Origin of the sequence: Roseovarius sp., from assembly GCF_965277045.1 — a bacterium.
Lineage (GTDB): Bacteria > Pseudomonadota > Alphaproteobacteria > Rhodobacterales > Rhodobacteraceae > Roseovarius.
Genome location: NZ_OZ255712.1, coordinates 339,342 through 363,576 on the forward strand (window position 1 = coordinate 339,342; position 24,235 = coordinate 363,576).

The following is a 24,235-nucleotide window of genomic DNA, read 5'->3' on the forward strand; positions in this document are numbered from 1 at the left end:
GAAACAATGCCCTATTCGTGACACTTTTCCGACCCAGCAGCGTCCTGAGAATCACGCCACATGAATCTTGTCTGCTGACGCCGTCTGCCAACGGCACAAGAGGGGAAATGGTCAATGTTCGGATGGAATTCCACGGTCGGGACGCGCGAAAGCTATGGCAATGCGGATGCATCCGCCGTCAAATCGGGGCTGATTTCCGGCACGAAAGTGGCGACGGGCATGGGCTGGCGCCAGGTCGAGGCGATTGCCGAAGGGGACAAGGTTCTGACTTTCGATGGTGGGCTTCAGACGATCACGAAAGTGAGCCGCGTCCGTTTGTGGAGCGGGCAGGACCATTGCCCGCGCCAGTTCTGGCCGCTGGAAGTGCCCGCCGGGGCATTGGGCAACCGTGAGGTGATGCATGTGCTGCCCGGCCAGACCATCATGGTGGAAAGCGACGCGGCAGAGGACCTTTACGGTGATCCCTTCACCCTGATGCCCGCCGAAGCGATCGAGGGGCTTTATGGCGTCGCACGCACTCCGCCCGAGGGTGACGTGGAGATCGTGGTCTTGCACTTCGCCGCCGATCAGGTGGTGTTCGCGGAAAACGGGGCGCTGCTTTTCTGCCCCGCCTTTGCCGACATGGTCGATGCGGCCTTCGCCGAAGAGGCCCGCCCGTTCTACTCCGTCCTGTCGATGGACGAGGCGCGGTTCCTGGCCGTGCAGATCGAAGAAGAGATTGCCGCAGCCTGCTGCAATTCACCCCAGGACATCTGGGCGGCGGCCGTTCCGGCGTAGCGGCGCAGCTTATCCCACCGGAACAATAAAACCCGCGCGGTTGCCTGGCCGCGCGGGTTGCGTTTTTGCTCGAAAGGTCGCGGTTACGCGGCCTCTGCCTGGGTACCGAAGCGCCCGTAGAAGGACTGGTTCTTGCCGGCCATCTCGCGCAGCAAGTCAGGCGTCGTGAATCGCTCGCCGAACTTGGCCGTCAGCTCGTCGCACCGCTCGGCGGCGTAGGGCGTGCCGATGATGTCGAGCCACGAGAACGGCCCGCCCGACCATGGTGCAAAGCCCCAGGCGAGGATCGCGCCGACGTCGCCTTCGCGGATGTCTTCCAGCACGCCTTCTTCCAGCGCGCGCACGGCCTCCAGCACCTGTGCGAACATCAGGCGATGCTGGACCTCGATCAGGTCGGGCTGGTCTTCGGCATGGGGGTATTTCTGTTCCAGCCCTTGCCAGTAGCCCTGCCGCTTGCCCTTCTCGTCATAGTCGAAGAAACCCGCGTTGGACTTGCGGCCCAACCGACCCTCTTCTTCCATCCAGAAGATCACCTCGTCCACGGCACCGTCGGGGTAGTCGTCCCCCATCGCCGCCTTGGTGGCGCGGGCGATCTTTGCGCCTAGGTCGATCGAGGTCTCGTCGACCAGTTGCAGCGGACCAACCGGGAAGCCAAGCTGCCGCGCGGCATTGTCGATCAGCGCGGGTGTCACGCCCTCGGCCACCATGCGGATGCCCTCGTTGATGTAGGGTATGATGCAGCGGTTGCAGTAGAAGAACCGCGCGTCATTCACGACGATGGGCGTCTTGCGGATCTGGCGCACGTAGTCGAGCGCCTTGGCGACGGCGCGCGGGCCGGTTTCCGCGCCCTTGATGATCTCGACCAGCATCATCTTCTCGACGGGCGAGAAGAAGTGGATGCCGATGAACTGTTCGGGATTGTCCGATGCCTTGGCCAGTTCTGTGATGGGCAGTGTCGAGGTGTTGGTGGCGAAGATGCAATCGTCGCCCACGACCTTCAGCACTTCCTTTGTGACCTCGGCCTTGACGCCCGGATCCTCGAACACGGCCTCGATGATCAGGTCCGCGCCTTTCAGCGCGGTGTAATCGGTGGTCGCGGTAATTAGATCCAGCGTCGCCGCCTTCTTGTCTTCGGTGGCCTTGCCGCGCTTGATGCCCTTGTCCATGTAGTCGGCGGTATAGGCCATGCCCTTGTCGGCGGCTTCCTGTTTCTGGTCGATCAGCACGACCTCCATCCCCGCCATGGCCGAGACGAGCGCGATGCCCGCGCCCATCATGCCGGCACCCATGACGCCGACCTTCTTGACCTTCTGGTCGGGCACGTCGGGGCGGTTGGCGCCTTTTTCCAGCGCTTCCTTGTTGATGAAAAGGCTGCGGATCATGGCCGCCGAGGACGGGTTCATCAGCACGTTGGTGAACCAGCGCGCCTCGATCTTGAGTGCGGTGTCGAAGGGCACCAGCGCGCCCTCATAGACAGCCGAGAGCAGCGCCTTGGCCGCCGGGAAAGCGCCCTGCGTCTTGCCGTTGACCATGGCCGAGGCACCGACGAAGGTCATGAAGCCTGCCGGGTGATACGGCGCGCCGCCGGGCATCTTGTAGCCCTTCTCGTCCCACGGCTTGACGAAGCTGGGCTCGCTCAGGACCCATTCCTTGGCCTTGGCGATCAGCTCATCGGCGGGCACCACCTCGTCCACGACTCCTGCGGACTTGGCTTTCTTGGGATCGTTGAGCTTGCCTTCGAGCAACAGCGGGGACGCGCCCATCGCGCCCAGCTTGCGCACCAACCGCGTGGTGCCGCCCGCGCCGGGGAAAATGCCGACCATGATCTCGGGCAGGCCGATCTTGGCCTTGGGGTTGTCGGCGGCAAAGATACGGTGACAGGCGAGCGGGATTTCCAGCCCGATGCCAAGTGCCGTGCCGGGCAGGGCGGCGGCGATGGGCTTGCCGCCCTTGTTCTTGTCGTCCATGCCGCCACGCTCGATCTTGCGCAGGATGGAGTGCATGTTCATCAGCCCGTCCATCAGGCCCTGCGCGGGGTTGTCGCCGGCCATTTCCTTCATCTTGGCGATGACGTTGAGGTCCATGCCTCCGGCAAAGGTGCCTTCCTTGCCGGAGGTGATGACGATCCCCTTCACGGCATCGTCTGCCAGCGCGTCGTCCACCAGGCTTTCCAGCAGGGGCCAGCCTTCCATGTTCATCACGTTCATGGACTTGCCTTGGGTGTCCCAGGTGATGATCGCGACGCCGTCGGCGCCTTTTTCCATCGTGAAATCAGTCATGTCTCTAATCCTCGTATCCCGGGTTACACGCGTTCGATGATCGTGGCCGCGCCCATGCCGGACGCGATGCAGAGCGTGGCAAGCCCCACTTCCTTGTCCGAGCGTTCCAGCTCGTCCAACAGCGTGCCGATGATGATCGCACCGGTGGCGCCCAGCGGGTGGCCCATGGCGATGGAGCCGCCGTTGACGTTGACCAGCTCGGGATCGACGTCAAAGGCCTGCATGAAGCGCAGCACGACCGAGGCGAAGGCCTCGTTTACCTCGAACAGGTCGATGTCGCCGATGTTCATGCCACTATCGGCAAGGATCTTCTGAGTCGCGGGCACGGGACCGGTCAGCATGATCGTCGGATCGGTGCCGATCTTGCAGGTCTGGCGGATGCGGGCGCGGGGCTTCAAACCCCATTTCTCGCCGAACTCCTTGGAGCCGATCAGCACACCGGCAGAGCCGTCCACGATGCCCGAGCTGTTGCCGGCGTGGTGGATGTGATTGATCTTCTCAAGGTGCGGGTATTTCAGCTTTGCCACGGCGTCGAAGCCGGGCATCACCTCGCCCATCTGCTGAAAGCTGGCGTTGAGCGCACCGAGCGCCTGCATGTCTGTACCGGGGCGCATGTATTCGTCGTGGTCGAGGATCGTGAGGCCGTTCTGGTCCTTCACCTCGATCATGGATTTCTGGAAACGGTTGTCCTTCCACGCCGCCGCCGCGCGGTTCTGGCTCTCCACGGCCAGCGCATCGGCCTGGTCGCGGTTGAAACCGTATTCTGTGGCGATGATGTCCGCCGAGATGCCCTGCGGGACGAAATAGCTGTCCATGGCCACGCTGGGATCCACGGCAATCGCGGCCCCGTCGCTGCCCATGGCCACGCGGCCCATCATCTCGACGCCGCCGGCGATATAGGCCTCGCCCGCGCCGCCCTTGACCTGGTTCGCGGCCAGGTTCACGGCTTCCATGCCGGAGGCGCAGAAGCGGTTGATCGCAAGGCCGGGGATGGATTCGTCGAGGTCCGAGGCCAGAACGGCGGTCCGTGCAAGGCAACCGCCTTGTTCCATCACCTGAGTGACGTTGCCCCAGATCACGTCCTCGACGGCGTGACCCTCAAGGCCGTTACGCTCTTTCAGCGCGTTCAGCACATGGGTGCTGAGGCGCACGGCGGTCACTTCGTGCAGCGCGCCGTCCTTGCGGCCCTTGCCGCGCGGCGTGCGGACCGCGTCATAGATATAGGCTTCGGTCATTTGCGGACTCCTTTGGTTGTCCTGTCGTGTCTGTTTGTTGCTCGTGCGCGCCGAGGCCGGCTCAGGCGCGATCTGCCGGGGAGCCCGGCATCAGGTCATAGGGGTGCTTCCAGCCGGGCATCGCCTCGATATTGGAAAGCCACCTGTCGATATTGGGCCAGTCGGCGCGGTCAAAGCCGAAGGGTTCGGGATAGAAAAGGTAGGCGCAGCAGGAGATGTCGGCATTGGTCAGCCCGTCGTCGACGATCCAGTCGCGCCCCTCGAGCCGGTCGTTCAGCGTGGTGTAGGCGGCCTTGAGGCGCCCTTGGGTGAATTTGATGACCTCTGCCGGGCGCTTGTCCTCGGGCAGGAAGTTCATCAGGAAGCGGGTCATCCCGGCCTGGCTGCTAAGCTTGTGATTGTCCCACAGAACCCAGCGCAGAACCTCGTATTTTTCCGACTGATCCCGACCGCCGAACTTGCCGGTCTTGTCGGTGACATATTGCTGGATCACGCCCGACTGGGTGAGGCGCAGATCGCCGTCGATCATGACCGGCGCTTCGCCCATCTCGTTGACGTCTTTTCGGTACGCGTCGCCGCGGGTCTCGCCGCCGAAGAAATCGACCTTCACCGGCTCCCAGTCGAGGCCGGAAAGCTCCAGCGCCAGCGCCGCCTTGTAGGCGTTGCCGCTTTCTCCGAAACAGTACAGCTTGATCGTCATGTCCTCACTCCCAGTGTTGTGTCCGTGGTGGGCGTCGTAGCCGTTAAAGCGACCGCGAAATCAGCTCTTTCATGATCTCGTTGGTGCCGCCGTAGATGCGTTGCACCCGCGCGTCGGCCCACATCTCGGCGATGTCGTACTCGGCCATGTAGCCGTAGCCACCGTGAAGCTGCACGCAGGCGTCCAGCACCTCGAACTGCGTGTCGGTCAGCCAGTATTTCGCCATCGCGGCCTTCTCGACGCTCAGCTTGCCGTGCAGATGTTCCTCGATGCACTCGTCAAGAAAGGCGCGGCAGACCTTGGTTTTGGTCAGACACTCGGTCAGGGTAAAGCGGATGGTCTGGAACTTGTCGAAGATGGGCGCGCCGAAAGCCTCGCGCTCCTTTGTGTAGGCGATCGTGCGGGCGACGCCGCCTTCCAGAGCGCCTTGTGCGCCGCAGGCGATGATCAGGCGTTCCTGGGGCAGTTGCTCCATCATCTGGTAGAAGCCACGACCCTCTTCGCCGCCCAGGATGTTCTCGGGCGGGATCTCGACATTGTCGAAGAAAAGCTCAGACGTGTCGCCGGCCTTGAGCCCGTTCTTTTCGAGGTTGCGGCCGCGGGTGAAGCCTTCGGCGCCCTCGGTTTCGACAACCACGAGCGAAATGCCCTTGGCGCCTTGCTTGGGGTCGGTCTTGGCGGCGACGATGATCAGGTCGGCGTGCTGGCCGTTGGTGATGAAGGTCTTCTGACCCGTCAGGCGATAGGAATTGCCCTCGCGCAGCGCCTTGGTCTTCATCCCTTGCAGGTCCGAGCCTGCGCCCGGTTCGGTCATGGCAAGCGCACCTACGAGATCGCCCGAGACCATCTTGGGCAGCCAGCGCTTTTTCTGTTCCTCGCTGCCATAGGCCAAGAGGTAATGCGCCACGATCCCGGAGTGGATCGGGTTGCCCCAGCTTGCGAGGTTGGCGCGGGATTGCTCGATGCAGATCACCGCCTCATGGCCGAAATCGCCACCTGCGCCGCCGTATTCCTCGGGGATCGAGGGGCAGAGCAGGCCCAGTTCACCGGCCTGTTGCCAGATCTCGCGGTCCATGATGCCGGCCTTGCGCCAGCGCTCGAAATGCGGGCCCCATTCCTCGGTGATGAACTTGGCCGTCATCTCGGTGAGCATTTCGTGCTCTTCGGTCATCCATGCGGACATGAGGTGGCTCCCTAGCGTTTGCGGGCGTCGAGTTCTGAATTGAAGATGCGCAGCCGGTGACCGAACGTGTCCTCGTCGATCACGCTGTCGAAATTCTCGAAGAGAAAGGACAGTGCCTCGCCTTCGTCGAGCCCGGCTTCCTGCGCGAATTTTCGCAGCCGGCGATAGCCGTCCTCGGTCATCGCGGCGTTGAAGCGGCGGGTCAGGCGAAAGCGTTTCGGCATGATGTCCTCCCAGTCATCGTTGCTTGCGTAGGGTGGGTTTGAAACCCACCCTACCGTTTTCAGAATGCCTCGGCTTCAAGCTCCATCACGGGCTCGGCGCCGGATTCGATGCGCGCCAGGTGCATGCCCGTCGCGGGCAGGCGGCGCTTCATGTAGAAGCGGCCCGTGGCGATCTTGGTCTTGTAGAAGGCGGTGTCGCCTTCGCCGGCCTCGATCGCCGCGTGCGCGGCCTTGGCCATCTGCGCCCACATCAGACCCAGGCAGACATGGCCGAAGAGGTGCATGAAGTCATACGAGCCCGACAGCGCGGCATTGGGGTTCTTCATGCCGTTCTGCATGAAGAACATGCCGGCCTGTTGCAGGTGCTTCGAGCTTTCCTTGAGCGGATCGAGGAAATCGGACTTCAGCGCCGGGTGGCCTTCGTTTTCCTTGATGAACGCCTTGACCATGTCGAAGAAGGCCATGACGTGCTTGCCACCGTCCTGCGCCAGCTTGCGGCCGACGAGATCGAGTGCCTGAACGCCGTTGGCGCCTTCGTAGATCATGGCGATCCGGGCGTCGCGGGCGAACTGGGACATGCCCCATTCCTCGATATAGCCGTGGCCGCCATAGACCTGCTGTGCGAGGATCGTCATGTCGAAGCCTTCGTCGGTCAGAAAGCCCTTGATGATCGGGGTCAGCAGGCTGACCATGCCTTCGGCGGCGGCGTCATTGCCGCGATGCGACTGGTCGATCATCTGGCTGCCCCACAGAAGGAACGCGCGGGCGCCCTCGACAAAGCTTTTCTGGTCCAGGAGCGCGCGGCGGATATCCGGGTGCACGATCAGCGGATCGGCTGGGCCGTCGGGGTTTTTCACGCCGGTGACGTCGCGGCCCTGAAGCCGGTCCTTGGCGTATTCCAGCGCGTTCTGATAGGCCACGTCGGCCTGCGCGAGGCCCTGCATGCCGACACCGATACGGGCCTCGTTCATCATGGTGAACATGGCGCGCATGCCTTTGTGCTCTTCGCCCAGCAGGTAACCCGTCGCCTCGTCATAGTTCATGACGCAGGTCGAGTTGCCGTGGATGCCCATCTTCTCCTCGATCTTGCCGCAGGCGACGCCGTTGCGTTCACCCAGGGTGCCCTCTTCTTTCACGAGGAACTTGGGCACGATGAAGAGGCTGACGCCCTTGATGCCCTCGGGGCCGCCGGGGATCTTGGCCAGCACGAGGTGGATGATGTTGTCGGCCATGTCGTGTTCGCCCGACGAGATAAAAATCTTCTGGCCGGTGATCTTGTAGCTGCCGTCACCCTGAGGTTCCGCCTTGGTGCGCATCAGGCCCAGGTCGGTGCCGCAATGCGGCTCGGTCAGGTTCATCGTGCCGGTCCAGTCGCAGGACGCCATCTTGGGCAGGTACGTGGCCTTCTGATCCTCGGACCCGTGGGCCAGGATGGCCGAGGCCGCACCGTGCGTGAGGCCCTGGTACATGGTGAAGGCCTGGTTGGCGGCCGAGAACATCTCGCCCACCGCGGTGCCCAGGATGTAGGGCATGTTCTGGCCACCAAATTCCTCGGGCAGGTCGAGCGCGGTCCAGCCGCCCTCGCGCACCTGGTCGAACGCCGCCTTGAAGCCGGTGGGCGTGCGGACCACGCCGTTTTCCAGCTTGCAGCCCTCGGTGTCGCCGACGACGTTCAAGGGCGCCAGGACCTCGGAGGAAATCTTGCCGGCCTCTTCCAGGACGGCGGCGGTGAAATCGCGGTCCAGCTCGGCATAGCCGGGGGTGTCGGTGGTGCTGACCTTCAGGACATCGTGAAGGATGAACTGCATGTCCTTGGTGGGCGGGGTGTAGCTCGGCATGTGGTGGTCTCCCTACATCATCACAGTGTCGGGCCGTGGATCATTCCGCGGCTTTGGGTGTCTGGCGGAGCGAGGAGATCATCCTCTCGCCCCATTTCATCTGGTCGCGCAGGTCGTCGATGGCCGCGGTCAGCTCGTCGCGCTGACGCTCCAGTTCTTCCAGACGGTCCTTGGCGATTTCATACGTTCTTTCCAGCTGCGTCAGCTGCTGATCGCCCCGGTCATAAAGGTTCAGAAGCTGGCGTATTTCCTCGAGGCTGAAGCCGAAGCGCTTGCCGCGCAGGATCAGTTTCAGACGGGCGCGGTCGCTCTTGGTGAACAGTCGCTTCTGTCCTTCCCGACGGGGGAAGAGCAGTTCTTTCGCCTCGTAGAAACGCAAGGTTCGCGGCGTCACGTTGAACGCGTCGCACATCTCGCGAATTGTCATCGTTTCGTCGGTCATGGCGCTTTCCGTAAATCTCGTTGCGTGGCCGGAACATGTGAGGCGATGGCTATCGGTACAACACGTGGACTGGTTTACGTAACCACTACGTAACGTCACTTTGAGCTTTACGTAAGATCAGGCAAGGTCAACCTGCGGGACGCGCAATTATTTTGCGGAAATGCAGAGGGTGGGCCGAGCGGCCCAATGTCTAGCCGAGCGATTTTTCAGTCGAATCGCGAGCCTCTTTCAATTCCGCGATGGACTGTTCCAGCTGTTCCTTCTGGGTGCGCAGCTCTTCCAGCTGGCGGTCGGCGAGGTCGATCCAGGTGCGCAACTGGGCATCGGTGCCCTTTTCCTCGTAGATTTCCAGCCACTGGCGGATGTCTTCCAGCGCGAAACCCCAGCGGCGACCGCGAAGGATCAGGGTCATGCGGGCCACTTCCCGCGGGCCGTAATAGCGCGAACGCCCCTCGCGCATGGGACTGAGCAACTCGATATATTCGTAATACCGCAGCGTGCGCGGCGTCACTTCGAACCTGGCGCACATCTCCTTGAATGACAGGCGTTGCTCTGGCATCGCTGGTCCTCCTTACGTCTACTTAAGAGACATAGGGCGGATCGCGCAACAGGCACCCTTGCGGCGCGTCCGCATTCGGGACCATAAAGAGGCCACCAAGTCGCAGGACCTTTGATGACCGAAAAGAACAAGATGGCCGCAGAATTCATGGGCGCCATTCCCCACGCCAAGGCGCTCGGGATGCGGATCACCCATGTCGGCGAGGGCGTGGCCGAGATGCAGATGGACTATGCCGACCACCTGGTGGGCGATCCGAAGACCGGCGTGATTCACGGCGGGGCGGTGTCGGCACTGATGGATACCTGTTGCGGTGCTGCCGTGATGAGCCACCCGGACTCGCCCGGCGCCACGGCGACGATCGACCTGCGCATAGACTACATGCGCCCGGCCCGACCGGGGCAGGCGATCCGGGCACGCGCGGAGTGCTATCACATCACCCGTTCGGTCGCCTTCGTGCGGGCGCAGACGCTGGACGACGATGCCGACCGGCCCGTCGCGCAGGCCACCGGCACCTTTACCGTGGCGGATAAGCCATGAGCCGCGGGCGCCCGGAACCCGTGCAGGTGGTCAAGCAGCGACGTGACGCGGCCCTGCGCGCGCTGGTCGATGGCGTGCCATACATCCGCTTCATGGGGATCGAGTTCGATCGTCGCGGCGACGAGCTGACGGCGGTCATGCCGTTCAACGAAAAGCTGATCGGCAATCCGCTGTTGCCGGCCTTGCATGGTGGCGCCACGTCGGCCTTTCTGGAAGTGACGTCGATCATCACGCTGAGCTGGGCCATGCTGTGGGACGAGATGGAGTCGGGCGAACTGTCCCTCGAGACGTTCGAGGCCGGATCCCTGCCGCGCTTGCCCAAGACCATCGACTTCACCGTGGACTACCTGCGGTCGGGCCTGCCAAGGGATGCCTATGCGCGCGCGTTGGTGACGCGATCGGGCCGGCGCTATGCGTCCGTTCGGGCCGAGGCGTGGCAGGACAATCGCGCCCGTGCCTTCGCGCAGGCCACGGGGCATTTCCTGATGCCGCGCCGCGATGGCTGAGACGCCGCTGGCGATTACGCATAGGCGTGTGCTCAAGATCGCCATACCGATCGTGTTGTCCAATGTCACCGTGCCGATCCTGGGCGCGGTGGACACGGGCGTCGTTGGGCAGTTGGGCGAGGCTGTGCCGATCGGCGCGGTTGGTATCGGTGCGATCATCCTGACCGGGGTTTACTGGGTCTTCGGGTTCCTGCGCATGGGCACGACGGGTCTGACCAGCCAGGCCCATGGTGCGGGGCGCAGCGGCGAGGTGGCGGCCATGCTGACACGCGCGCTGATGATCGGGCTGGCAGCCGGCCTTTGCATCATCGCGCTGCAAGTCCCCTTGTTCGCGGGTGCCTTCTTTGTGTCGCCGGCCAGCGCCGAAGTCGAGGCACTGGCGCGGGACTACATGGTTATCCGGGTCTGGAGCGCACCGGCCCTGATCGGGCTCTACGGCGTCACGGGCTGGCTGATCGCGCTGGAACGCACGCGCGCGGTTCTGGCGCTTCAGGTCGTGATGAACGGGGTCAATATCCTTCTTGATCTATGGTTCGTGCTGGGGCTGGACCTTGGCGTAACCGGGGTGGCCTGGGCCACGTTCATAGCCGAATGGTCAGGCCTGCTGCTTGGCCTGTGGCTGTGCCGCGATGCCTGGGCCGTGCCGGCGTGGCGCGACTGGGAACGGGTCTTCGACCGCGTACAGTTGGCCCGGATGATGGCAGTGAACCGCGATATCCTGCTGCGGTCACTGATGCTGCAGGGCATTTTCATCTCCTTCCTGCTGATCGGAGGTGACTTGGGGGATGTCACGCTGGCCGCGAACCAGGTGTTGTTGCAATTCCTGAACATATCGTCGCACGCGCTGGACGGTTTCGCCTTCGCCGCCGAGGCGCTTGTGGGGCAGGCATACGGGCAAGGCAGCGTCACGCGGCTGCGGCGGGGTGCGTTGCTGGCCAGCATCTGGGCGCTCACCATCGTTCTGCTGATCGCGGTCGCGTTCGCCGTCTGGGGCGGCGCGATCGTCGACCTGATGGCCAAGGCGCCGGAGGTGCAGGCCGAGGCAAGGATCTTCCTGATCTACGTCTGTATCGCGCCGGTGGTCGGGGTGGCGCCGTTCATGCTGGATGGTATCTTCATCGGTGCGACCCGGGCGGGAGACATGCGCAACATGATGGCGATAAGCCTTGCAATCTACGTTGTGTCGGCCCTGCTGCTGGTGCCATGGCTGGGCAATCACGGCCTGTGGTTGGCCCTGTTGATCAGCTTCGTGGCGCGGGGTGTCACGCTTTGGCTGCGGTATCCCGCGCTCGAAGCGTCGGTCGCGCCGGGACCGCAGGCCGGGGCCGCCGCCGCGCGGTAAAAATTTGATCAAATAATATTTCACGGCTGGAAAACCGTTACGGTCGCGGCAATGGTTCGCGGACAAAACACCTCCAGGAGATACCGTCATGCCCCAACCGCCGATCCGCGTTGCCATCAACGGCTTTGGACGTATTGGCCGGACGTTGCTGCGGATCCTGCTGCGCGACGCCAGGGATTTCGAACTGGTCGCGATCAACGACATCGAGCCCTTGAGCACCTGCGCCTATCTCTTCCAGTTTGACAGCGTGTTCGGGCCATGGCCCGAAGAGGTGCGCACGGACGGTCCAGCCCTGGTCGTGGGCGGCCGGCGCATTCCCTTCCACGCCGAGCCGGACCTGCGACGTATCGATTTGCAGGGGGTCGATGTCGTGCTGGAATGCACCGGAATGGGCGGAAAACGCGCCGTGGCGGAACGCGGGCTGGACGCCGGTGCGCGCAAGGTCCTGGTCTCGGGCCCCTCTGCGGAGGCGGATGTAACGCTGGTCATGGGCGCCAATGACGAACACCTGGGCGATGAACGCATCGTTTCAAATGCGTCCTGCACGACCAACGCTCTGGCACCGCTGGCGCGGCTGCTGGACGAGGCGTTCGGACTGGTAAGCGGGCAGATGACCACGGTACATTGCTATACCGGCAGCCAGCCCACGGTCGACAAACCCCGCGCCGCGCCCGAGCGCAGCCGCGCCGCGGCTTTGTCGATGGTGCCCACGACGACCAGTGCGCAGGACCAGACGGGGCTTGTCCTGCCGCATCTGAAAGGCCGGATCGAGGCGCGGGCCATTCGCGTGCCCACCGCCAGCGTGTCTTGCATCGACCTGACGGTCCAGACGCGCGAGGCGGTCACGTCGGACGGGGTGAACGCCGTGCTGAAAGCGGCGGCGCGGCCGGGCGGCGTATTCGGCTGGACGGAGCAGCCCTTGGTCAGTTCCGATCTGCGCGGGCGGGCGGACTCGCTCGTGTTGGTCGGCCCGGAAACCAGCGTGTCGGCGGGCGGGTTGCTGCGGGTTTTCGGCTGGTACGACAACGAGTGGGGCTTTTCCTGCCGGATGCTGGACATGGCCCGACGGATGGCAGCGCGGTGACGAGATTATCCGTAAGAATAATCTCGGGGCAGGCCGCGCGCGGTGTTGCGTGCTGACTATTTCGACGAAGGGTCAGTCGTCGAGCGGGTCGATCAATTCCGGTCCGCTGGCGCGGTTGGAATTGACCTTCGGGTCCACGCGGTAGAAGTCCAGCGCGTCATCCGGGGCCGCCGTCATCAATGTTGCCGCGCCGTGGCCCGCCTCGCCGAGCCAGAGCGGCCAATCCTTTTCGGCCAGGATCACCGGCATGCGGTGATGGATCTTCGACATCGGCCCATTGGCCCCGGTGGTGACGATGGCGCAGGTGGTCAGCGGCGCATCGCCCTTGTCCCAGGACTGGTAGACCCCGGCGAAGGCCAGCGCCTCGCCCTGGGCCGGATGGATGAACCATGGCAGTCGGTTGCCGTCCGCGTCCTTGGTCCATTCATAAAAGCCGCTGGCCGGGATCAGGCAGCGCCGCTCACGGGCCGCCGCGCGGAAGGCGGGCTTTTCCGCGATGGTCTCGGCGCGCGCGTTGATCAGCAGCGGGCCATCGTTGGGCGTCTTGTACCAATGCGGGAGGAATCCCCAGCGCATCGAACCGAGCTGCCGGTCGGTGCCATCGGACGTGACCGCATGCACATCGTTGGTCGGACAGACGTTGTAATTGGGAACCGCTGGCAAATCGTTAACGGGGCGCGCGGCAAAGAGCTGGGCCATGGCGTCTTGCGGCAGCGTGACGGCGAAACGTCCGCACATCGGCCTACCTCAGCACGTTCGAGTAGAGCAGCATGCCCCAGGGCAACAGCGCCTTTTCGACCTGGCTCCAGAGCCCGCCAAAGGTGATCGGGTCCAGTCCGGCATGGCCTGCGATCTCCTGCAGGCTGCGGCGGCCGTCGACGGCGGCAAGCAGGGCGGCGGCCTGTCGGGGCAGGGCGAGCTTTCCCTTGATCCCGTCGGTGTCGAGCGCGGGCGCCTGACCTTGCGCCACGGCGCGTGCCAGTTGCGCGGGTTGCACGCCCTTCAGATGCGGCACCAACGCGCGGGTCTTACCCGAGGCCACCGGGCGGGCCGTATCGGTGGCATAGCCCGTATGGGTGCGGATCGTGCCGTTCAGTTTTTCGGCCACGGCCATTGCCGCGACCGGGTCCATCCCCGCTGGCACGGGCGCCAAACGCGCGAGGTCATAGAGTATCGGAACGGTGAAGCCCGCAAAGGACCAGCCGGTGCGGTCGAGCGTGTCGGTCAGCGATTGCACGTCATAGGCGCGGTCGGTGCTGTGCAACAGCAGGTCGTAAAAACCCGCGTCGCCGCTCTTGTGATCGTTGAGGTTGGGGTTCGACCTGAACGGATGGCCTGCGGGTAAGTCCTGAACGATTTTCTTTGCTGCCTTCAGCCGGTCTTTCGGAGGGCTGTCGCTGTAAAGCGCGGCGAACGCCTCTTGCAGGGGATAGACGCCGGAGCGGCCATAGGGGGCATAGACCATGAAGCCCATGCCGCCGCCGGGGGCGAGGGCCGCGCGCAGGGCGCTGAAGCCCGCATCGGGGTCGGGCAGATGGTGCAGCACGCCACAACAGTCGATGTAATCGAAAGGGCCATGATCGCCCGCGTCCAGCAGGCTGCCGGTGACGAAGCTGATATTCTTCAACCCGCGGGTCTTTGCCCGTGCCTCGGCCACCTTTCGCGAGGCGGTGGAGAGGTCGATATAGGTTGCCTCATAAGGCTTGCCGTATTGCGTGAGCAGCGTCGTCAGCTGGATCAGCCCGTCGCCGGTGCCGCCACCGGCCACGAGGATACGCAAAGGCTGCGACCAGTCGCGCTGCCCGCTGAAGACGTAATGGTCGATCTCCTGCGGCAGCGAGGGCGAGCCGGTGATCAGGCGCTTTTTCTCGTCCCTCGGATCCCGCTCGGGGTAGGGAAATGCCTCGTACTGGTCGCGCACCTTGTTCATGGCGCCTTTATGCCGCGTGCCGCCCGGATTGCAAAGCCGAACCGGCGCGCGTCACGTCATTGTCCGGCCTGTCGGATGCGGCCATCCGTCATGGGCGAGACGGGAGAGTTCTGCGCCAGATACTCGGCCAGCACATCGGCCACGTCGGGGCCGAAATCATAGGCGTCGGCGGCGTCGCGCAGCATGGAGTAGCCGTCGCCGCCATTGCGCAGGTAGTCGTTCGACACGGCCAGATAATCGCGTTCGGGATCAAGGGGTTCGCCCCCGACGGTGACTTCCGTGATGCGGCTGCCGACCTCGACAGAGGGGTCGAACACGAAGGTCAGACCGGCCACCTGCGGGAAGCGGCCCGCGCCTTCGCCGAACTGGCTGACGCCGTTTTCCAGCGCCTCTTTCAGCGTGGCGCCGTCGATGCGGAAGGTCGAGAGCGTGTTCTGGAAAGGCAGCACGGTCAGCACTTCGCCCATGGTGATCGGGCCTGCGTCAATCGAGGCGCGCACGCCGCCGCCGTTCATCAGCGCGATCTCGACGCCCTGATCGGCGACGCGGGCCAGCATCGCCTCGGCAACCGCATTGCCCATCGCGCATTCGCCCGCGCGGCAGGCGTCGCGGTCGCCGCTGATGGCGTCCGACGCCTCAGCCACGACCTTGTTGCGGATTTCGTCCAGCGGCTTGGCGGCCTCCTGGATGCGCGAGACGATGTCGGCATCCTCGGCCACGGCGGCGTCCATGATCAGGGGCCTGCCGGTGGCGGACGTGACCTCGCCCGCGTCGTTGAAGACCACATCCAGACGGCCCAGGAACTTGCCGTAGGCATAGGCCTGCACGATGGCGGTATCGCCCACCATCGTGGGGTAGGGACCTGCGGCGTCGGGGTCGTCATTGGCCAGATAGGTGTTGGAATGGCCGCCCACGATCACGTCGACGCCGGTGGTTTCGCGCGCCACGCGTTGATCGACGCCATAGCCGGAATGCGACAGCACGATGATCTTGTTGACGCCCTGTTCGGTCAGCCGGTCGACCTGGTGCTGCACGGCATCGACGGGATCGGTGAAGATCACGTTGGGGCCGGGGCTGGCCAGTTCGTCTGTGTCCTGCGGCGTCAGCCCGATGAGGCCGATCTTTTCGCCGCCGCGTTCGATGATGGTGGACTTTTGCAGGACATCCTTGAGCAGGCCCTCGCGGCTGACATCGGCGTTGGACATCAGCACGGGAAAGTCGACCGCGTCCATGAAGCCGCGCAGCACCTCGGGTCCGTCATCGAATTCGTGATTGCCCACGGTCATCGCGTCGTAACCCAGGCGGTTCATCATCTCGGCGGCCAGCTTGCCCTTGTAATAGTTGTAGAAAAGCGTGCCCTGGAACTGATCCCCGCCGTCGAAGAGCACCGGGTTGGGCGCGTCGGCACGGGCCTGTTCGATCGCCGTGGCAAGCCGTGCGGAACCGCCGAAGCACTCGCCGGCCTCGTTGTCTTCTGGCGCGCAGGTGGAGTTATACTTGCTGATCGGCTCGAACCGGGCGTGAAAATCGTTCGTGTGCAAGATGTTGAGCGTATACTCGGCCTGTGCCGCGGTGGCGGTCAGAAGGCCGGTCAGGGCAAGGGGAATGAAGCGCATCGGCAAGTCTCCTGGATGAATGCAGCCAGAGTGCGTCAGGGAGCGCAGGGCGTCAAAGCCAATCTGCTTGACCATGGCACGGCGGCGGGGCATCACCAAGACATGCTGATTTACAAGATTTTTCGCGCAGACGAATGGGCTGCCTTGCGGTCCGATAAGGAAACGCGCGGGGCGCAGGTGGACGCGGCCGATGGCTATATCCATTTCTCGACGCCCGCCCAAGCGCCCGAGACGGCGGCCAGGCATTTCAAGGGGGAAGACGACCTTGTGCTGGTGGCGGTCGAGACCGACCGGCTGGGCGATGATCTGACCTGGGAGACGTCCCGCGGAGGTGACAAGTTTCCCCATCTTTACAGGGTTTTGCGGCTGGACGACGTGGTCTGGGCGCAACCCTTGCCGCTGGTCGACGGCGCGCATCAGTTTCCGGCGGGCGCGGTATGAGACTGGCCGACCGGATCGGTCTGGGGCTGATGCACCGGATGGACCCGGAACGCGCGCACGGACTGGCGCTGCAGGCGTTGCGGGCGGGGCTGGTGCCGTTGCCGGGCCTGGTCACGTCGGCGCGGTTGCGCTGCGAGGTGGCGGGGCTGCGGCTGGCAAATCCGATCGGGCTGGCGGCCGGATTTGACAAGAACGCGGTGGCCCTTTCGCCGCTGTCGCGGGCCGGATTCGGGTTTGTCGAGGCGGGGGCCGTGACGCCGAAGCCGCAGGCGGGCAATCCGAAGCCGAGGCTGTTCCGGCTGACCGATGATCGCGCCGTAATTAACCGTTTCGGGTTTAACAACAACGGGATGGAGGATGTCGTCGCACGGCTGGCGACACGGCCGCGCGATGCTGTGCTGGGGTTGAACCTCGGGGCCAACAAGGACAGCGCCGATCGGGCGGAGGATTTTGCCCGCGTGCTGTCGCGATGTGGCCCGCACCTGGATTTCGCGACCGTCAACGTTTCGAGCCCCAACACCGAGAAGCTGCGCGATCTGCAAGGGGCCGAGGCCCTGTCGACGCTGCTGAAAGGCGTGATGGAGGCGCGCGACTGGCTGGAGCGACCGATCCCGGTCTTCCTGAAAATCGCGCCTGATCTCAGTGACTTGGAGCTGTCCGAGGTGGCCGATGTGGCGCAGGCCGGCGGTGTCGCCGCGATCATCGCCACCAATACGACGCTGGACCGAAGCGGGCTGCAAAGCCCGATGCGGGACGAGGCGGGCGGGCTGTCCGGGGCGCCCCTGTTCGAGCGGTCGACGAGGGTGCTGGCGCGGCTGTCCGAACTGACCGACGGGCGGATGCCGCTGATCGGTGTGGGCGGGATCGGAAGTGCCGCGCAGGCGCTGGAGAAAATCCGAGCCGGTGCGAGTGCGGTCCAGCTGTACTCGGCGCTGGTCTACGAGGGGATCGGACTGGTCGAGCGGATCGCGCTTGGACTTGACAAGCTGTTGGAAGAAAAGGGTTATTCCAACATCTCCGATGCAGTTGGAACGGGACGGGACGCATGGCTTTGATCGAGATATGGCACAATCCACGCTGTTCGAAATCGCGGCAGACACTGGCCTTGTTGCAGGAGCGTGGCTGCGACTTGCGGGTGCGCCGCTATCTCGAGGACGCACCGGAAGTCGCGGAGCTGCGCGACGTGCTTGACCGACTGGGCATTGGTGCCAAGGATCTGATCCGCAAGGGAGAATCCCGGTTCAAGGAGCTGGGCCTGACCCCGGACAGCCCGGAAGAGGTGTTGCTGGCCGCCATGGCCGCGCATCCGATCCTGATCGAGCGCCCGGTCGTTTTCGCGGGCGACAAGGCTGCAATCGGCCGGCCGCCGGAAGCGGTTCTGGAGATCCTTTGACGCTTTTTCGAATCACGTGTTAATGCCGCGGAAATCGGCGAAAACGGGACGTCGGTATCGCGTCGGTATCCGGGTGGTATCGCGACGGTGCGATTTTTCCGAAATTGCGGCATGAACGCACCGCGCGGTGCGCTGCGCCGAAACCCTGCCCGCCGCGCATGAAAAAGGCGCCTGCCGTTCGGGGACGGCAGGCGCCTTGATTTGTCAATCCGGCCCGGCATGCGTGCCGGGCGGGATCGTTCCTACCCGATCAGAAGCGGAACGTGCCGCGCAGCTGAACCGTGGTCGGCTCTACATCGGCGTTGGTGCCGTTGAAGTTGTCGAACTCGTGATAGAGCAGTTCGCCACCGAGCGAGAAGTTGTCGGTGACCATCGTCTCGTAGCCTGCGCCGACGAAATAGCCGTCATCGTCGCCGAGGTTGTCGGTGAACGCCTTGGCATAGCCGCCGGTGCCGTAGATCAGGCCGTTGCCCAGCTTGTAGCCGGCGCGCAGCTTGGCGCGGAAGATGTTTTCCAGGTCGACCTGCGGGTTCGGCGCGGTCGAGACTTCGGCATCGGTGAAGTCGTAGTCGATGCTGCTGCCCAGCACGAAGTCGCCGAAATCGTAGTCATAGCCGACGAAGAGACCGCCGATGACGGTTTCGTCGCCGCCGGAGATGTTGGAATCGAGGTTGTTGTAGCCCAGTTGCACACCGCCGTAGAGGCCGGTCCAGTTGGGGGTCACGGCGGCCGGGGGCGGCGGCGGCGGTGCGACGACGTCGTCTTGCACCGGCGTCAGGTTGCCGGCGAATGCGGGGGCTGCGCAGACTGCGAAAGCGGCCGCGAAGAGAGGGGCAGTGCGTTTCATTGGTACTTATCCTTTCAGGACATATTACTTGCGATGTGGCGCGAACATTTGCGGGGGGCGCCATTACGCCGGGCATATGGCGTCATGGGTCCAGACTGCAAGAGCGGGCGGTAAAAGACAGCCCCGGCGCCACCTCTTTTTAAGGGGCCGATGCGGAAGAGATACACCCTAGGCGAAAAGCCGCTTGTTTTTATTCACCCAGGGCGGGAATTGGAACAAAGCCGCGCGATCTGCGTTCCGAAAGGTTGGTCTTCGGCGCGGGCAAAGCCGGCACGAAAAAGGCCCGGGCCGATCTATGTCGGTCCGGGCCTATGCCTGTCCGGTCAACGCGCTATCGCGCGTGTGCAGGATTAGAAGCGGAACGTGCCGCGCACCTGGAGCGTCGTGGCTTCGACGTCGACCGCGGTGCTGTTGTAGTCGTCGAACTCGTGATAGAGCAGTTCGCCACCCATCGAGAAGTTCTGCGTGATCATGTGCTCGTAGCCGGCACCGACGAAGTAACCGTCGTCACTGCCGAGGTTGTCGGTATCGGCCTGGGCATACCCGCCGGTGGCATAGAGCAGGCCGTCGCCCAGCTTGTAGCCGCCGCGCGCCTTGGCGCGGAACACGTTTTCGACCGTGGCGGCATTGTTGGCCACGCCGATGTCGGCGAAGTCGTAGTCCAGGCCGCCACCGAGCACGAACGTGCCGAAGTCGTAATCGTAACCCGCGGTCACACCGCCGATCACGCCGTCATCGCTGCCGGCGACGTTGGTGTCGATATCGGCATAGCCCAGCTGGGCACCACCGTAAAAGCCGGTCCAGTCTGGGCCGACATTGGTCGGGACCGGGGCCACCGGGGCGGGGGCCGCGACGGTGTTGTCTTCCATCGGGGGGGTGGTGTTGCCTGCGAATGCGGGCGCGGCGCCCAGGGCAAGGGCGGTCGCGAGGATCGGTGTTGCTCGTTTCATCATGCTATCCTTTCAGCAAGTTCTGCTTCGTTCCGCAGCGCGTCTTAGCGGCGCTGTGTCGGGCAGATATGGCCTTGACCGGTGACACCGCAAGGGGGGTGGCGGAGCACGTTCGATCACCTGCGCGTGAGTGGCGGCCGGGTGCCGGAAGCGGGGCGTTTTTCGGGCGGAAAGCCGCTGAAAAACACCGTTTTATCAGGGTGTAAGCGCGGAAATTTGCCGGTTTCAGGCGGCGTTGTTCGCACATGATCAGAATGGTGTGCGCTGGTGCAGGGCGCGGGCCGGGGTGCTTCGTTCGATTGCAGGAAAGAGGGGCGCGGTCAGAGCACGCCGATATCGGCCAGCGCGGCGCTGAGATCCGCCGGCAGCGCGTCTTCGTCCTGGCGGTTTTGCGGCAGGTCGGCGGGGGCGTCGGCGGGCGCGAGGTAGCGCCAGCCCTGGAACGGGCGCTTGCGGGCGGTGGTGGTGCGGATGATCTGAGGGTCCAGCACGATGCCGCAGCGGCGGATCCCGTCGGCGCGGGTCACCTCGTCAAGGCGCAGGATGCGCTGGCGGCACTGGATAAGGCCCTGGATGACCCAGTAGATCGAGCCGCCCTCGAGCAGCTCGGCCTCGCGCCGGGGCCACATGCGGGTGACGTGGCGCGGCAGGCCGTCGGGGCCGTGGGCCTGTTTGCCGGATTGCCATTCCATCAGGCTTTCGACGGTTTCCGAGCCGACCGAGAGCTTGACGAGATGTATTTTCGGATCTGCCACGACTGTCCCCATGTCCACCATTTTCATATCCTATGGTTGGGGCGGGGGAATTCAAGCGGGTGCGACCTTGTGGTGTGCCGTTGGCACGCAGGGTTGATTGCGTTCGGGCCACGCAGGCCTTGGGGGCGGGGCCCCCAAACCAAGCCCCTTACCAGACGTGTTGATGATCGCTACAATGTTGGTTGCGATCATCAACACGTCTGCTTCAAATCCTTGCATGAGAATGATGTAAATGCCGAAATATCCTGACGTCAGGAGGCACTGAGAATGCTAAGTCAAGATTCGATTGAGTACGGACGGGTGGCCGCGGAAGCCGTATGGCTGATAGCCTTTTTCAGCTTTATGGTTTTCACTTTCTACAGACATTTTTTCGTGCAGCCGCTCAAACACACGGATCTCCGTGATCCAACTCACGAAAGCTACGGTTTTAACCGGAAGATGCTGCTGGTATTCGCAGCGATACTTTCGAGCGGCTTGCTGTTGTTCGGCGTGTTTCCTCGCCCGTAGACGTCAACCGTGATCAACACTTTCGGCAACTGATGGAATAATGTCCGCCTTGCCCGGGATAGCCGACGTCCGGGACAATTGAGCCCGCCCCCGCAGATTTCTGCGAGACCATAAGCATGTTTAGAACCATTTTGCGTTCGGGGTCATACGTGGTCCTTCAACATATCTGGTAACGGGCTTGCCCCCAAACCCCCGGCCCTATTTTGGGGGTCAGCCCCCCAAACCGCTGTAAAGAATGGGGGCGGCCCTCCAAACCGCAGGTTCGTTGGGGGGGCAGCCCCCCAAACCCCCTGGGATATTTTCGGCCAGAGGAAAGGGCTGCAGCGTGGCAGAAGATAGTTCGGATGGATTGACCCGAACGGCTACAACGACTAGTGTGTTACGTCTCGCTCGCCACTATCGCTGCCCGAAAACACTAGACAAAACAGGTCCCCGCATGACTCGATTCGCTGCTCCTATCGCCGAGGCCATCTGGGATATGAAGTACCGCCTGAAAGAGGCGGACGGCACGCCCCTGGATGGCACGGTGGAGGACAGCTGGCGGCGGATCGCGCGGGCGGTGGCGCAGGCCGAGGACGACCCCGGGATCTGGGAAGAGCGGTTCTATCGCGCGCTGGAGGATTTCAGGTTCCTGCCCGCGGGGCGGATCACGGCGGGCGCCGGCACGGGCCGGGCGGTGACGCTGTTCAACTGTTTCGTCATGGGCACGATCCCCGACAGCATGAGCGGTATCTTCGAGGGTCTGCGCGAGGCGGCGCTGACCATGCAGCAGGGCGGTGGGATCGGGTATGATTTCTCGACCATCCGACCGAAGGGCGCATTGGTCGAGGGTGTGGCCGCCGATGCCAGCGGGCCGCTGAGTTTCATGGACGTTTGGGACGCGATGTGTCGCACGATCATGAGCGCCGGCAGCCGGCGCGGGGCGATGATGGCGACGATGCGCTGCGATCACCCGGATGTCGAAGAATTCATCGCGGTGAAGGGCGATGCGGCGCGGCTGCGGATGTTCAACCTTTCCGTGCTGGTGACGGACGATTTCATGGAGGCCGTCAAGACGGACGGGCCGTGGGAGCTGGTCTTTGGGGACAAGGTCTACAAGACGGTGCAGGCGCGGGACCTGTGGAACCGGATCATGCGGGCGACCTATGATTTCGCCGAACCCGGCGTGATCTTCATCGACCGGATCAACAAGGCCAACAACCTGCATTATGCCGAGACGATCGCGGCGACGAACCCCTGTGGCGAGCAGCCGTTGCCGCCTTATGGCGCGTGCCTGCTGGGGTCGATCAACCTGGCGCGGCTGGTGACGGACCCGTTTGAGGACAGCGCGGGCATCGACGCGGATGCGCTGGCCGAGTTGGTGGGCACGGCGGTGCGGATGATGGACAACGTGGTGGACGTGTCGAAATTTCCGCTGCCCGAGCAGCGAGCCGAGGCGCAAGCCAAGCGGCGGATCGGGCTGGGGGTCACGGGGCTGGCCGATGCGCTGTTGATGTGCGGGCTGCGTTATGGCGACGACGAGGCGGCGGCGCAGTGCGAGGCGTGGATGAAGGCCATCGCCCGTGCGGCGTACCTGGCGTCGGTCGATCTGGCGAAGGAGAAGGGGGCGTTTCCGCTGTTCGAGGCGGAGCCATACCTGCAAAGCGGCATGATGCAGGCGATGGACGAGGACGTGCGTGCGGCGGTGGCCGAGCATGGCATTCGCAACGCGCTGTTGACCAGCGTGGCGCCCACCGGGACGATCAGCCTTTATGCCGGGAACGTGAGCAGCGGCATCGAGCCGGTCTTTGCCTATTCCTACACCCGTAAGGTGTTGCAGAAGGATGGCAGCCGCACCGAGGAAGAGGTGGTGGATTACGCCGTGCAGATGTGGCGCGAAACCAAGGGCGACGCGGAACTGCCCGAGTATTTCGTCAATGCCCAAACGCTGGAGCCGCAGGCGCATGTCAAGATGCAGGCGGCGGCGCAGAAATGGGTCGACTCGAGCATTTCCAAGACGATCAACGTACCTGCCGACATCGGCTTCGAGGCGTTCAAGGAAGTCTACATGCAGGCCTGGGACACCGGCTGCAAGGGGTGCACGACCTATCGGCCCAACGAGATCACCGGCAGCGTGCTGAGTGTGGGCGCGTCCGAGGACAAGGTGCCGATGCCCGTGGAGGGCGGCGAGGTGGTCTACATGTCCGAGCCGCTGGACCGGCCGACGGAGCTTGAGGGGGCGACCTACAAGCTGAAATGGCCCGACAGCAGCCATGCGATTTACGTCACCGTGAACGATATCGTGCTGGATGGGCGGCGGCGGCCGTTCGAGGTGTTCATCAACTCCAAGAACATGGAGCATTTCGCCTGGACCGTGGCGTTGACCCGCATGATCAGCGCCGTGTTCCGGCGCGGCGGCGACGTGAGCTTCGTGGTCGAGGAGCTGAAGGCGGTGTTCGATCCGCGGGGCGGCGCGTGGATGAATGGCAAGTACATTCCCTCGATGCTGGCCGCCATCGGCGGCGTGCTGGAAAACCACATGATCAATATCGGCTTTCTCGAAGGCGAGGGGCTGGGCCTGAAGGAAGACCCGACGGCCAACGTGGTGAACCTGGAGGCGCCGCGCGGCCCGGCCTGTCCGTCTTGCGGCAGCTATGACATGCGCAAGGTCGAAGGCTGCCTGACCTGTGCGTCCTGCGGGCATTCGAAATGCGCGTGAGGCGGGCGGAGGGACCGCATGTTCTGACTACCAATTAATGGCCACCGGCGGGCTTGAAATGTCCATTTTGCAAGCGAAAAAGGTCAATCGGGCTTAGGCGCTGGATCTTCTGGTTTTTCTGCGTTTTCTCGCGCGAGCGAGGGTTCGAGTCTGCCCAGATGGGTTTGGGAAGTGAAAACACGCAACAGAAGCGCTACTGGGAATTTTTCTTGGGTTTGGTCTGGGCCGATAGCGCGCCTGGACTTTTGCGCAAATGCCACCGTTCACCAGTTCACCGAGGTGAGTGCGTCAGTCATTGTCTCGAAGTCATGAGATGAGGCGATAGGCAACATTGGAACGACGACCCACGTAACGGGGCGCAAAAAAAGGGCGGCTTTCGCCGCCCTTCTTCG

At 63.7% G+C, this 24,235-nt stretch carries 24 protein-coding genes; 10 read left to right on the forward strand and 14 right to left on the reverse strand.

All coding sequences use genetic code 11. From position 1 onward, the window contains the following. Positions 1 to 114: 114 nt before the first annotated feature. The gene (locus ACQY4V_RS01700; RefSeq protein WP_428515218.1) at positions 115 to 777 is read left to right on the forward strand and encodes a Hint domain-containing protein; all 663 of its coding nucleotides are present in this window, start codon (positions 115 to 117) and stop codon (positions 775 to 777) included. A gap of 83 nt (positions 778 to 860) precedes the next feature. Here the strand turns inward: ACQY4V_RS01700 and ACQY4V_RS01705 are convergent, their stop codons facing one another. The 8 genes from ACQY4V_RS01705 to ACQY4V_RS01740 all read right to left on the reverse strand — a co-directional run bounded on the left by ACQY4V_RS01705 (position 861) and on the right by ACQY4V_RS01740 (position 9,237). Beyond that, the gene (locus tag ACQY4V_RS01705; protein ID WP_428515219.1) at positions 861 to 3,056 is read right to left on the reverse strand and encodes a 3-hydroxyacyl-CoA dehydrogenase NAD-binding domain-containing protein; all 2,196 of its coding nucleotides are present in this window, start codon (positions 3,054 to 3,056) and stop codon (positions 861 to 863) included. Between the two features lie 23 nt (positions 3,057 to 3,079). Beyond that, complete coding sequence (locus ACQY4V_RS01710; RefSeq protein ID WP_428515220.1) at positions 3,080 to 4,291, reverse strand: acetyl-CoA C-acetyltransferase; 1,212 nt, start codon at positions 4,289 to 4,291, stop codon at positions 3,080 to 3,082. A gap of 61 nt (positions 4,292 to 4,352) precedes the next feature. After that, on the reverse strand, positions 4,353 to 4,991 hold the full coding sequence (locus tag ACQY4V_RS01715) for a glutathione S-transferase family protein (RefSeq protein WP_428515221.1): 639 nt from the start codon (positions 4,989 to 4,991) through the stop codon (positions 4,353 to 4,355). Between the two features lie 43 nt (positions 4,992 to 5,034). Further along, positions 5,035 to 6,174, reverse strand: coding sequence for an acyl-CoA dehydrogenase family protein (locus ACQY4V_RS01720; protein WP_428515222.1), 1,140 nt, complete (start codon positions 6,172 to 6,174; stop codon positions 5,035 to 5,037). Positions 6,175 to 6,185: 11 nt separating this feature from the next. Beyond that, positions 6,186 to 6,398: a hypothetical protein gene (locus ACQY4V_RS01725; protein ID WP_057796430.1), complete on the reverse strand. Its 213-nt coding sequence runs from the start codon at positions 6,396 to 6,398 to the stop codon at positions 6,186 to 6,188. Between the two features lie 59 nt (positions 6,399 to 6,457). Further along, the gene (locus tag ACQY4V_RS01730; RefSeq protein WP_428515223.1) at positions 6,458 to 8,236 is read right to left on the reverse strand and encodes an acyl-CoA dehydrogenase C-terminal domain-containing protein; all 1,779 of its coding nucleotides are present in this window, start codon (positions 8,234 to 8,236) and stop codon (positions 6,458 to 6,460) included. Between the two features lie 40 nt (positions 8,237 to 8,276). Beyond that, positions 8,277 to 8,678 carry a MerR family transcriptional regulator gene (locus ACQY4V_RS01735; RefSeq protein WP_428515224.1) on the reverse strand — a complete coding sequence of 134 codons (402 nt, stop codon included), beginning with the start codon at positions 8,676 to 8,678 and terminating at the stop codon, positions 8,277 to 8,279. 190 nt (positions 8,679 to 8,868) lie between these two features. Further along, the gene (locus ACQY4V_RS01740) at positions 8,869 to 9,237 is read right to left on the reverse strand and encodes a MerR family transcriptional regulator (RefSeq protein WP_428515225.1); all 369 of its coding nucleotides are present in this window, start codon (positions 9,235 to 9,237) and stop codon (positions 8,869 to 8,871) included. 114 nt (positions 9,238 to 9,351) lie between these two features. Here ACQY4V_RS01740 and ACQY4V_RS01745 point away from each other — a divergent pair, with 114 nt between their 5' ends. The 4 genes from ACQY4V_RS01745 (at position 9,352) to ACQY4V_RS01760 (ending at position 12,706) form a co-directional block, all read left to right on the forward strand. Next, complete coding sequence (locus ACQY4V_RS01745) at positions 9,352 to 9,774, forward strand: PaaI family thioesterase (protein WP_152491503.1); 423 nt, start codon at positions 9,352 to 9,354, stop codon at positions 9,772 to 9,774. Continuing rightward, positions 9,771 to 10,280: a PaaI family thioesterase gene (locus tag ACQY4V_RS01750; RefSeq protein ID WP_428515226.1), complete on the forward strand. Its 510-nt coding sequence runs from the start codon at positions 9,771 to 9,773 to the stop codon at positions 10,278 to 10,280. The genes ACQY4V_RS01745 and ACQY4V_RS01750 overlap by 4 nt, the downstream gene beginning before the upstream one ends. Continuing rightward, positions 10,273 to 11,622 carry an MATE family efflux transporter gene (locus ACQY4V_RS01755; protein ID WP_428515227.1) on the forward strand — a complete coding sequence of 450 codons (1,350 nt, stop codon included), beginning with the start codon at positions 10,273 to 10,275 and terminating at the stop codon, positions 11,620 to 11,622. The genes ACQY4V_RS01750 and ACQY4V_RS01755 overlap by 8 nt, the downstream gene beginning before the upstream one ends. An 88-nt stretch (positions 11,623 to 11,710) precedes the next feature. Further along, complete coding sequence (locus tag ACQY4V_RS01760; protein WP_428515228.1) at positions 11,711 to 12,706, forward strand: type I glyceraldehyde-3-phosphate dehydrogenase; 996 nt, start codon at positions 11,711 to 11,713, stop codon at positions 12,704 to 12,706. 72 nt (positions 12,707 to 12,778) lie between these two features. On the opposite strand, the gene ACQY4V_RS01765 is transcribed toward ACQY4V_RS01760, so the two are convergent. Genes ACQY4V_RS01765 through ACQY4V_RS01775 form a run of 3 tightly spaced genes read right to left on the reverse strand, consistent with a single transcriptional unit; the run spans position 12,779 to position 16,252 of the window. Then, positions 12,779 to 13,444: an SOS response-associated peptidase gene (locus ACQY4V_RS01765; protein WP_428515229.1), complete on the reverse strand. Its 666-nt coding sequence runs from the start codon at positions 13,442 to 13,444 to the stop codon at positions 12,779 to 12,781. Between the two features lie 4 nt (positions 13,445 to 13,448). Next, positions 13,449 to 14,636, reverse strand: a complete 1,188-nt coding sequence (locus ACQY4V_RS01770; protein ID WP_428515230.1) for a class I SAM-dependent methyltransferase — start codon at positions 14,634 to 14,636, stop codon at positions 13,449 to 13,451. Between the two features lie 56 nt (positions 14,637 to 14,692). Continuing rightward, positions 14,693 to 16,252 carry a bifunctional metallophosphatase/5'-nucleotidase gene (locus ACQY4V_RS01775; protein ID WP_428515231.1) on the reverse strand — a complete coding sequence of 520 codons (1,560 nt, stop codon included), beginning with the start codon at positions 16,250 to 16,252 and terminating at the stop codon, positions 14,693 to 14,695. A gap of 102 nt (positions 16,253 to 16,354) precedes the next feature. Between ACQY4V_RS01775 and ACQY4V_RS01780 the strand changes: the two genes are divergently transcribed. Genes ACQY4V_RS01780 through arsC form a run of 3 tightly spaced genes read left to right on the forward strand, consistent with a single transcriptional unit; the run spans position 16,355 to position 18,086 of the window. Next, positions 16,355 to 16,693: a DUF952 domain-containing protein gene (locus tag ACQY4V_RS01780; RefSeq protein WP_428515232.1), complete on the forward strand. Its 339-nt coding sequence runs from the start codon at positions 16,355 to 16,357 to the stop codon at positions 16,691 to 16,693. Next, complete coding sequence (locus tag ACQY4V_RS01785) at positions 16,690 to 17,748, forward strand: quinone-dependent dihydroorotate dehydrogenase (protein ID WP_428515233.1); 1,059 nt, start codon at positions 16,690 to 16,692, stop codon at positions 17,746 to 17,748. The genes ACQY4V_RS01780 and ACQY4V_RS01785 overlap by 4 nt, the downstream gene beginning before the upstream one ends. After that, positions 17,745 to 18,086 carry an arsenate reductase (glutaredoxin) gene (arsC, locus tag ACQY4V_RS01790; protein WP_428517328.1) on the forward strand — a complete coding sequence of 114 codons (342 nt, stop codon included), beginning with the start codon at positions 17,745 to 17,747 and terminating at the stop codon, positions 18,084 to 18,086. Before ACQY4V_RS01785 ends, arsC begins: the two co-directional genes overlap by 4 nt. A gap of 250 nt (positions 18,087 to 18,336) precedes the next feature. Here arsC and ACQY4V_RS01795 read toward each other — a convergent pair whose 3' ends face one another. The 3 genes from ACQY4V_RS01795 to ACQY4V_RS01805 form a co-directional block, all read right to left on the reverse strand. Next, positions 18,337 to 18,933 (reverse strand): outer membrane protein, encoded by a 597-nt coding sequence (locus tag ACQY4V_RS01795; protein ID WP_428515234.1) that lies wholly within the window; start codon positions 18,931 to 18,933, stop codon positions 18,337 to 18,339. A gap of 350 nt (positions 18,934 to 19,283) precedes the next feature. Further along, a complete protein-coding gene (locus ACQY4V_RS01800; RefSeq protein WP_428515235.1) occupies positions 19,284 to 19,883 on the reverse strand; it encodes an outer membrane protein in 600 nt (199 codons plus the stop codon). Between the two features lie 320 nt (positions 19,884 to 20,203). Next, on the reverse strand, positions 20,204 to 20,650 hold the full coding sequence (locus tag ACQY4V_RS01805) for a DUF1489 family protein (RefSeq protein ID WP_428515236.1): 447 nt from the start codon (positions 20,648 to 20,650) through the stop codon (positions 20,204 to 20,206). 255 nt (positions 20,651 to 20,905) lie between these two features. Between ACQY4V_RS01805 and ACQY4V_RS01810 the strand changes: the two genes are divergently transcribed. Both ACQY4V_RS01810 and ACQY4V_RS01815 read left to right on the forward strand, forming a co-directional pair. Continuing rightward, positions 20,906 to 21,145 (forward strand): hypothetical protein, encoded by a 240-nt coding sequence (locus tag ACQY4V_RS01810; RefSeq protein WP_428515237.1) that lies wholly within the window; start codon positions 20,906 to 20,908, stop codon positions 21,143 to 21,145. A gap of 436 nt (positions 21,146 to 21,581) precedes the next feature. After that, positions 21,582 to 23,843 carry an adenosylcobalamin-dependent ribonucleoside-diphosphate reductase gene (locus ACQY4V_RS01815; RefSeq protein WP_428515238.1) on the forward strand — a complete coding sequence of 754 codons (2,262 nt, stop codon included), beginning with the start codon at positions 21,582 to 21,584 and terminating at the stop codon, positions 23,841 to 23,843. Positions 23,844 to 24,235 lie beyond the last annotated feature (392 nt).